Annotated in this window: 7 protein-coding genes; all 7 read right to left on the reverse strand. The window is 72.4% G+C overall.

Going from position 1 to position 8,731, the window contains the following annotated elements:
- Positions 1-85: 85 nt before the first annotated feature.
- From QZY48_RS16870 to QZY48_RS16900, 7 genes are read right to left on the reverse strand one after another with little or no spacing between them, the layout of a single operon-like run.
- Positions 86-2,383 carry a phage tail protein gene (locus QZY48_RS16870; RefSeq protein WP_295433068.1) on the reverse strand — a complete coding sequence of 766 codons (2,298 nt, stop codon included), beginning with the start codon at positions 2,381-2,383 and terminating at the stop codon, positions 86-88.
- The gene (locus QZY48_RS16875; protein WP_295433070.1) at positions 2,383-4,575 is read right to left on the reverse strand and encodes a putative baseplate assembly protein; all 2,193 of its coding nucleotides are present in this window, start codon (positions 4,573-4,575) and stop codon (positions 2,383-2,385) included. The genes QZY48_RS16870 and QZY48_RS16875 overlap by 1 nt, the downstream gene beginning before the upstream one ends.
- A gap of 4 nt (positions 4,576-4,579) precedes the next feature.
- Positions 4,580-4,969 (reverse strand): GPW/gp25 family protein, encoded by a 390-nt coding sequence (locus QZY48_RS16880; RefSeq protein WP_295433072.1) that lies wholly within the window; start codon positions 4,967-4,969, stop codon positions 4,580-4,582.
- Positions 4,966-6,708, reverse strand: coding sequence for a hypothetical protein (locus QZY48_RS16885; protein WP_295433075.1), 1,743 nt, complete (start codon positions 6,706-6,708; stop codon positions 4,966-4,968). The genes QZY48_RS16880 and QZY48_RS16885 overlap by 4 nt, the downstream gene beginning before the upstream one ends.
- Positions 6,705-7,367, reverse strand: coding sequence for a phage baseplate assembly protein V (locus QZY48_RS16890; protein WP_295433077.1), 663 nt, complete (start codon positions 7,365-7,367; stop codon positions 6,705-6,707). The genes QZY48_RS16885 and QZY48_RS16890 overlap by 4 nt, the downstream gene beginning before the upstream one ends.
- Positions 7,364-8,458, reverse strand: a complete 1,095-nt coding sequence (locus tag QZY48_RS16895; RefSeq protein ID WP_295433079.1) for a phage late control D family protein — start codon at positions 8,456-8,458, stop codon at positions 7,364-7,366. Before QZY48_RS16895 ends, QZY48_RS16890 begins: the two co-directional genes overlap by 4 nt.
- Entirely contained in the window at positions 8,451-8,624 is a 174-nt protein-coding gene (locus QZY48_RS16900) for a hypothetical protein (protein ID WP_295433081.1), read from the reverse strand. Before QZY48_RS16900 ends, QZY48_RS16895 begins: the two co-directional genes overlap by 8 nt.
- Positions 8,625-8,731 lie beyond the last annotated feature (107 nt).

Consider the following 8,731-nt stretch of genomic DNA (forward strand, 5'->3'; position numbering starts at 1 on the left):
ATAACCTCGATTACGACAACGACAACGACAACGACGCGAAAAGCATTTCCTAATGGACTTGTTTAACATATTAATGAACCGTTCCTTAGCCCACCCGCGTGTCCAATCCGACCCGCGCCCCGTCGGTGCGGGTACCGGGTGCCGGTCGACCCAGGAGTCCCCCGCGGCCCAGGGTGCTGGAGCCGATCCGCAGCGGCTCCCAGCCGCTCCCGCGGCCGATGACCGCGCCCAGACCCACATGCAGCCCGCGCCCCACCCGGCTGCCGGCGGTCACGGTGCAGAGGTCGTAGAGGGTGTGCGCCGGGCGGTGGACCTCCAGGACCCGGGCGGCCAGGGCCAGGGTCTCCTCCGACAGCAGGGCGGGCAGCATGACCGTGAAGCGGTGGGCATGGGTCTCGAAGGCGTCCGCCGCGGACCCCGCCCCCAGGGGCGTCTGCGCGCTGGTCCCCACCTGTCCGCCGACCCGCATCCCGCCCCCCAGGACGGCCCGGGAGCCGCGCGCCGCCGGCTCGCCGATCACGGCCCCGCCGCGCATGCGGTAACGCTCGACGATGATGGGTTCCACCCCGGTGACGAGGTGTAGAAAGCGCTTGAGCCCGCGCAGGGTGCCGCGGTAGCGGAACAGCTCCATGACTTCGGCAATCAGCGCCCGCCGCACCGCGGCCGACCAGCGCTCGTCCAGCACCAGACCGAAGAAGTCGGCGAGCCAGGGGAGCGCCTCGTCCGGGGCCGAGCGAGGGTCCAGGAGGGCGTGACGCAAGCGGGCGCGGGCGTCCAGGTCGCCGGTGAGCCCGGCCAGGGGGGCGAGGAAGCGGCCCAGGAAGCGCTCGGCGTCCGCGTCAGCGCCGAGCACCCGGGGCAGCCGCTGGAGCAGGTCATGGGCCGGATACCCGGCGCGCAAGGCCCGCACTCGCGGGCTGCTGCGGCCGTTCCCGGAGAGTTCCAGGATGACCCACAGATAGCGCCCGCGGCGGTCGGTGGTCGGGGTTTCGTAGGTGGCGAAGGCATCATTTGGCGCACGCCGCGCCCAGGGCAGTTCCAGGCCCTCGGCGCGCCGATGCAAACGACTGGCCGCGGTGCCGGGGTCCGGCACCCAGGCCTGGGCCGGCAAGGGCGGGGACAGCGCGTCGTGTGGGGGTATCAGCGGGGCACCCGGGTCGCGCAGGTTGACCGGTGCCAGGCGCGGGACCAGCGGGACCTCGGGCAGTTCGTCCGCGGCGATGCAGTACACCCGCAGGTCCGTCTCCCGGGGGATGCAGGCGTCCACGAAGAGCCGGCCCCACTGGGTCTGGAAGTCGCCGCTGTCGAGCCGGAAGCCGACCACCTGCCCGGTGCGGCGGTAGGCGCGGCGCGCCGCCACGGCATAGCGCAGGCCCCGGGCGCTCCAAAAGGCGATGCGCTGGTCAGGCGTGGCGACGATCCCCAGCCCGTCATAGCCGGGGGCCGCGAGCCCTGGCAGCTCTTCGAGACCGACCGCGCCCAGGCGCAGCCGCAGGAACAGTTCCCCCGGCCGGCGGGCCACGGCCAGGACCGCACCCTCGTCCCCGCCCGCGGCGCCTGTATCGGGGTTCGGGTCGCCCTGGCCGGTCGCAGTGGGGCTGCAGAAGGCGATGTCGGTCGCCCAGGGGACCGCGCGGTCCCGCTGGGGCGCCGTGAGTTCCAGCACCCGGGCGGCGGCACTGCCGGCCGCGCTCAGTAGCACGCGTGCCCCGGCGGGGCTGACCGCGAGCCGGACCGGGGCCTGGACCCCGGCCGGCAGTTCCAGCGGTTTCGGGGTCCCGCGCGCGGTCATGCGGTAGAGCGCCAGCGGCGACTCGGTGACCACCAGGACCTCGCGACCCTGGCCGCTCGGGTCCGTCGCCAGATCCAGCGGCCGGCCGGGGAAGACCGCCCGGCGCAGGATACGTCGGCCGCGCCGCTCCCCCACGCCCTCGAGGACCAGCAGGGTGCGCGAGCCGTGAACCGCGACGAACAGCCGGTCCTCGGCGTCCACCGCGAGTCCGCGCGGGGCGGCCAGGGGCAGGGCGGCCTGCCGTGGCGCGAAGTCGCCGAAGGTCTGCGCGACGGCGGCGAAGAGCGGGGTGGGGGCCGGCCCGGGCTGGGCGGGGCGCAGCGCGTCCTGGGCGGCCCAGGGCAGGCGCTCCACGCTGCCCGCGTCCGGCCGGCTGTGGTAGAGCCGGCACTGCCCGTCGAAGGCGAGACCGGCCCCGCGCGGCGGCGCCGCACCCGGCACCTGGCCCCCCTCCGGCACGTCCTCCCAGGCGAGTTGAACGGCGCCCGCGACCAGGGCGCAGTCGGCGAAGGAGGCGCGCACCCATTGATCCGCGCCGCGCACCAGCGCGAAGCCGGGGTCCAGGGCCGCGGCGGCGGGCAGAATGGTCATCAGCAGCGCTCCCGCTCGATGGGCAGCGGCACCGGCACCTGCGGCGTTTCGGGCCCACCCGGCCCCTCCGGCGTGCCGCCGGGCGCCGGCGTCAAGGCCGTCCGCGGGGGTGGCAGGGGCACGTCGGCGACCACCAGGATATCGGTCAGCCAGGGGACCTCATAGGGTTCCAGCACGACCGTGGGCACCGTGGCGGACCAGCGCCCGGTCTTGGGGTCGCGACCGGCCAGGGCCAGGCCCTCCAGGTATTCCACCCCCTCCACCTGGAGCGCCGCCGCCTCCAACTCGGGTCCGTGCACGCGCCGACCGAGCGGCCAGCCCTCGCCGGTGGGGCCGTAGGGGGGCAGGGGGGCCAGGTATTGGCGGAGCAACAGTTCCACCCAGCGGCGCACCGCCTCGATCCCGTAGCCGGGTTTGACCGCCAGGGCGACCGAGACCGCGACCTGATGGTAGGTAGGCGGGACGACATAGAGCTCGGTGGTCACGAGCCGACGCTCGTCGAGCCAGGCGCAGACCTGCGCCACGAGATAGCGATCCGGCAGCGGCGCGTCCGGTTGCCGGGGGTCTTCGGTCGGCCACACCACCACCGTGACCACCCCGGCCCGTCCCGGGGTCAGGCTGGGGGCATGGAAGCGGGGCAAACACTCGGCGCGGCCCACCCCGGCGCCCGGGGTGGCCAGGGCCAACTCGCGGAAGTCCCCGGCGGTGACCGCCCGGTCGCGGCGGCGCAGTTCGCCGGGGATGCGCTCCAGGGCGCGCTCGATGGGCTCGGGGTCGGCGCCGCCGCGGGTGCGCAGCGGATTGTCCACCTTGACTCCGTCCAGCAGGACCTTGGAGACGCTCGCGGGCGGCAGGTTGCCGCGGGTGCCGCCGCCGTAGCGGTACTCCAGGGCGCGGATGCGCTCCCCGATCTGGGGCGGCCGACCCTGCTCCCCGTTGCCGAAGCGGACCTCGCCGGTCTCCGGGTCGCAGCGGAAGTGGCGGTCGTCCGGGCCGCTCAAGTGAAATCCGTCGATCTCGGTCCAGGCGGTCCAGCCCGCGGGCTCCTCCACCTCGATCCGGGCGCTGCCGGCCAGCACCGGCCGCTTGACCAACGCATAGCGCTGTTCCGCCTGGCCGGTCCCGGTGCCCAGATACTCGGGTCGGGCGCGCACGCACTGGCGCGCCTGGGCGGCGTTGGCGACCAGGAGGGCGCAGCGCGGCAGGTCGCCCTGGTCGACGCGGAAGGCGCGCAGCCAGCAGAAGACCCGCGCCTGGGTCTCGTCGTCCAGGTTGGGGGGGCGGGACCCGGTCCCGGCGCGGTCCGGGTCTGGGAGTTGCGGCGGACCCACGGGGGCCAGGTCCTTGGGCAGGCGCAGGCGCACCACGCCCTCCCGGGAGAGTCCGGAGCTGCTGTCGCCGACCACCTGGATGGGCCGGTAGTCGGGTTCGCCGCCGAGCAGGGCGGTCTGCGATATCTGCCACTCGATCGCCGGCCCGCGCGGCGCCGGACCCTCGCCGGGACAGGCCGGGACCGACTGCGCGGACGGATAGTCGGTCGCCGGGACAAAGGCCAGGTTGAGGACGGCGCCCCCGAGTCTGGCGGCGTCGAACCCCTTCTCCCTGACCAGCGCGATCCACAGGGTGCTGTCGACCGTACCCGGCAGGTCCGCGGGGACCCCGTCGGCCGCGGTGGGGATCAGCTCGGTGCGGTAATAGTCGAGCCTGGCCCCCGCCGGCAGGTCATCCAGGGCCTGGGCGGCCCGCACGGCCAGGTCGTAGACCTCGGGCTCGCTCGCCTGGTCCGGCGCCGCGGTGCGCACCCGGCCGGCGCCGATGGCGGACAGCGGCCAGACGAGGGTCTCGGTCAGGGTCTCGAAGGCGAGATCGCCGGCGCGTGCCTCGGTGCCGATGGGGGCCAGGACCCCGGCGGGGCGCTCCGTGCTCAGGCGCAGCAGCCCCTGGGCGGGCAGTGCCGGGCGCAGCGGGACGTCCAGCCGGCGCAGAAACTCCAGCTTGGTCGCCTCGGGGATCTGATTGAACCGGTAGAGCAGGTTCTCGCCCAGGAAGGCGAAGAGCTCCAGGAGCGTGATGCCGGGGTCGCTCGCGTTGTGGTCCGTCCACTCCGGCGTATAGACCGGGATGCGCCGGACCAGTTCGTCGCGCAGTTGCTGATAGGAGCGGTCATCCAGGATGGGGCTGGGCAACGGCATGACATCACTCCAGATAGAAGGGATAGACGAGGTTGTCGCGACGCCCGTCCAGGACCTGGACATAGGCGATGGTCACCAGGACCAGGGCCGGGTCCTCCCCGGGGGTCACGCCCACGGACTCGAGCCGGATGCGCGGCTCCCAGTTGGCCAGGGCGCGTTCCACCTCACGCTGGATCAGGGCGCGGGTCGCGGTGGTGTTGGGCTTCATCAGGAAGCGGCGCAGACCGCAGCCGAAGTCCGGGCGCATCAGGCGCTCCCCGGGCTCGGTCTGCAGGACGATGCCGATCGCCTGGCGGACCTTCTCCGGACCATCCGCGTAGACGAGCCGGCCGGCGCGGTCCGGGGCCAGGGGCAGGGACCAGCCGCGCCCCAGGAGTTTGCGGGTGTCGATCATGCGCGTGTCCCCATGCGTGTCACCGGGGTCTCGAAGTGCACATCCGCCTCGATGTTGCCGCGTACCGGGGGGTCGGCGGCGACGTCGGCCGGCAGGGCCTCGATTTCCAGGCCCACGTCCGCCAGCCCCTTGAGCGGTGTGCTGGAGAAATCGGCGAGCCCGTCCCCGACGTCCCCGGGGTCGAACCCGTAGGCGTCGGCGAAGCCTCCCGCGAGCGTTGTCTTGAGTTCCGTGTTGAGGGTGGCGGCGCTCACCGGTGTCAGCACCCCCGCGACCTCGACGTTGATATTGAAGTCCGCATCCAGATCCAGCCCCAACTCACCCGCGGCCTCGAGCTTGAGTTCCAGACCGACGCCGAAGTCGATCTGCGGCGGGATGCAGAACTTGAATGCGAGCAGGAACCAGAGCCCGAAGACGAACACCACGATCGGCAGAAAGATGCTGAAGACGAAATAGGCGACGATGGTGATCAGGGGGATGGAGATGAAACAGATGGCCGGACCGCCCATGGTGCCGGACGTGCAGACCCCGTCCTGCACCTTCGGGCTCAAGCTCTGGGGCTGGATGATCTTGATCGGCGAGAACTTGCCGATGGGCAGTTGGGTCGCCTGGGCGGCCAGCTCGGCCAGGTTCGGCAGTTGGATGGTGACGGGCCTGTTGGAGGTTCCCAGTAGATCGAACGGGGGGGCCAGCCGGTAGCGTTCGCTCGCGCGGCTCCACACCAGCTCGCCGCGGCAGTCCGGGGCCGCGCCCCGCGGGCAGCGGGGGTCGTGCCGACGCACGAAGCAGCGGACCTCGTAGGTGGTGTGGTCGTCGAAGCGCGCCTTGCCGGCCAGGTCGGTGTCGAAGCTCGCGCTCGGCAGGACCCCGTAGAAGATGGTCCGCCCGGCGGCGTCGTGGTCGGGCCGGGCCGGGTCCGCGAACAGTGCCCACATGGGCGACCAGGCTTCCACCAGGTCCTGCGGCTCGTCCTCCACCAGGCCCCAGGCCCCGATCCGGTCCCGGTCCCCGGGGATCCAGCCCTCGAGCAGCCAGTGGGCGCCGGCGCGGCCCCGCCAGGCGGCGAGCCTGGTATTGAGCCCGGCGCGCGTCTCCTCCAAGGCCGGGAGGCTCGGCGCCGCGGTCTTGAACAGTGAGCGCAGCCGCGTCGCCAAGGTCTGATCGCGGCTGGGGCCGCAGCCGCAGTCCGCGCCCGGGGCCGCGCCGCGCAGCGCGGCGATGGCGCGGTCCACTGCCACCAGGTCCTTGACGATCGCCTGGGCCTCGGCCCGGGCCGAATCCGGATAGGACAGGTGCCGACGGCGCACCACCAGGCCCGCCTGGCAGACCTCGCGGGCATCCGGGGAGGGGAATCCGGCGAGATCGCAGTGCAGCTCGCACACCACCAGATAGTGACGGCTGTGGGTGTCCAGATAGATCTTGCGCAGACCGGTGGGGCGCAGACTGGTCAGGAAGGGGCCGGGCTGCCCCTTCTTGCCGGTGGGGAAGAGGCTGGTGATCTTCCCCGCCAGTGCCGCGGGCGGCAGGATTTTGGGCGCGGCCGTGTAGTGCAGCTCCTGGACCTCGTCCACCCCGGGCTCGAAGCGCAGCGAATGCTGGGGGTTGGCCAGGAAATCCAGGACATAGGTGTCGGAGGAGAACTTCTGGAAGGCCGGCGCGGTGCCGCGCCCGGCACCGGGCACCGCGGGGCGGTCCCAGCGGTACCAGGGGGCGACCAGGACCCAGGGGTGCGCGCTCACCAGATGTTCCCCGCGCCCGGTGTGTAGGAGGACGACACGACCGAGGTCGTGATCAGCGTGGTGCACTTGATGGTGCCGTCGAAGAGCGCCATGGGCGCGTGCACGTTCACGACGGAGGCGGTGATGTCCACCGTACTGGTGGCATTGATCTTCACCTGGCCCGCGGCGTTCATGGTGATCTTGCAGCCGTTCTGATGCTCCAGGCTGACCTCCTGGGGACTGTCCTTCAGGATCAGTTGATGCCCGCTCTTGGTGGACAGGGTGACCTTGACCGCACCGCCGGTGTCGTCGAACTCCAGGATGGAGCCGGAGCGGGTCTTGATGATGCGCTTGTTGTTGGCCTTCTCCGGGCTCACCGGCAGGGACTCCTTGCCGTTCCAGGCCGCGCCCACGATGTAGGGACGGCGCAGGCTCCCGGCCTCGAAGCCCACCACCACCTGGGTGTCGCGCTCCGGCAGCACCTGGAACCCCTGGTCCTGGTCGGCGTAGGGTGAGAGCAGCGTGGCCCAGGCGCGCACCGTGGCGCCGTCCGCCCCCAGCCAGGGGAAGCTGACCTCGATGCGGCCCAGACCGTCCTGGTCCACCAGGTTGGTGACGATGGCCGGGTAGAGGCCGAAATAGCGCGGCGCGTCCCCGTCCGGGCGAAAATCGTTGCTCATGGCCTGGCCGCCGCGTTGCCGACGGTGGGGCGCTCGGCGGCGAACCGGGTGCGAAAGCCGTCGGTCAGGTCGTAGGTGTGACAGACCTGGGTCACGTAATAGCCGCCGCCCTCGAAGGGGTTGCCCACCCGCTCCAGGCGCACCCTGGAACCCACGATCAGGTCCGCGGCGCCGTCCGTGACCCCCCGTACCTGGACGAATCCGCGGGCACGCCGCAGCAGTTCGGCGCGCGCCCAGTCGGTCGCCTCCGCGCTCTTGAGCGGCGCCTCGCGCACCCGGTAGGAAACCCGCTCCCCGAAGGCCTGGGCCAGGATCTCGGGGCCGGTGCGGCCCCCGGCGATCTCGGCCTGGATGGCGTCGCCGGTGGCCTCTTCGTCGATTGCGTCGCGGGCGGCGGCGTCGTAGCCGCTGACCTTGACCTTGGTGCGCTGATGGGCCAGGTCGGCGCGGGCGTCCAGCGACAGGAGGCGGTTGCCGCGCACCAGGGTCAGCTCGGTGCCGGTGCGCTGGTCGCGGGTCTTGAAGTGCAGGGTACCGTCCGCGATCCAGACCTCCGCCCGGATCAGCCGGGCGCGCTCGCGCAGGAAGGCGAGATCGCTCTGGTTCCATTGCTGGACGCGGTCGTAGGTCGGACCCTGGGCCTGCGCCTGCACCGGGATGCCGTGCTCGGCGGCGATGGCGCGGGCGATGTCCGCGTCGCTCTGCTCCTCGTAGGTCTTCATCCGCCGGGTCATGCGCAGGTCCATGAGCCGGTCCTCCGCCAGGACCAGCACCTGCGGCTCGCCCTCCTCGCGGAAGCACGCCTCAATCGCGCTCACCGACCCCGTGAAGACCGTGCGGTCATTCGACGCCGGACCGATGGAGACCTCAAGCCCCTTGCCGAAGTCGAGCACCTTGCCGTCCAGATAGAGCAGGCCCTCGTCCTCCCCGCCGGGGATCGGACCCTGGGCAATGAACCGCGCCGAGCAGGTCTTGAGCCCGGTGCTGTCCTCGGCGATCTCCAGGCGCAGCAGGTCCCGGGCCAGTTCCCCGTGGACCTGGCCGTCCACCTTGAAGACCGGGACCGTGGCGGTGAAGAGCGACTCAGTCATCGAACCCCTCCGCCGCCGTGCGCCATTGATCCTGATCCAGGCGGCGGCGCTGTTCGCGCAGGCGCGCCAAGGCCTCCCATTCCGGCAGCGGGCCGGCGGTCGGACCCTGGTCGGGTGCGGGCTCGACCGAGACCTCGCTGGTCAACTCGTCGACATGGGTGCCCATGGTCTTAGCGTCCGGTCCGGGAAACGAGCGGCGTGCAGGCACAGGCGCAGCCGCCCGTCCTGGCGCGGCCCGGCGCCGACCCCGGGGCGCTGCCGACGGCGGCCAGC

Source organism: uncultured Thiodictyon sp. (assembly GCF_903828115.1).
Classification (GTDB): domain Bacteria; phylum Pseudomonadota; class Gammaproteobacteria; order Chromatiales; family Chromatiaceae; genus Thiodictyon.

What these genes read in the sequence shown, in the direction of transcription:
- QZY48_RS16870 (WP_295433068.1), bottom strand. Translation starts at nt 2,383, where the DNA reads ATGACCATTCTGCCCGCCGCCGCGGCCCTGGACCCCGGCTTCGCGCTG.
- QZY48_RS16900 (WP_295433081.1), bottom strand. Translation starts at nt 8,624, where the DNA reads ATGGGCACCCATGTCGACGAGTTGACCAGCGAGGTCTCGGTCGAGCCC.
- QZY48_RS16895 (WP_295433079.1), bottom strand. Translation starts at nt 8,458, where the DNA reads ATGACTGAGTCGCTCTTCACCGCCACGGTCCCGGTCTTCAAGGTGGAC.
- QZY48_RS16880 (WP_295433072.1), bottom strand. Translation starts at nt 4,969, where the DNA reads ATGATCGACACCCGCAAACTCCTGGGGCGCGGCTGGTCCCTGCCCCTG.
- QZY48_RS16875 (WP_295433070.1), bottom strand. Translation starts at nt 4,575, where the DNA reads ATGCCGTTGCCCAGCCCCATCCTGGATGACCGCTCCTATCAGCAACTG.
- QZY48_RS16890 (WP_295433077.1), bottom strand. Translation starts at nt 7,367, where the DNA reads ATGAGCAACGATTTTCGCCCGGACGGGGACGCGCCGCGCTATTTCGGC.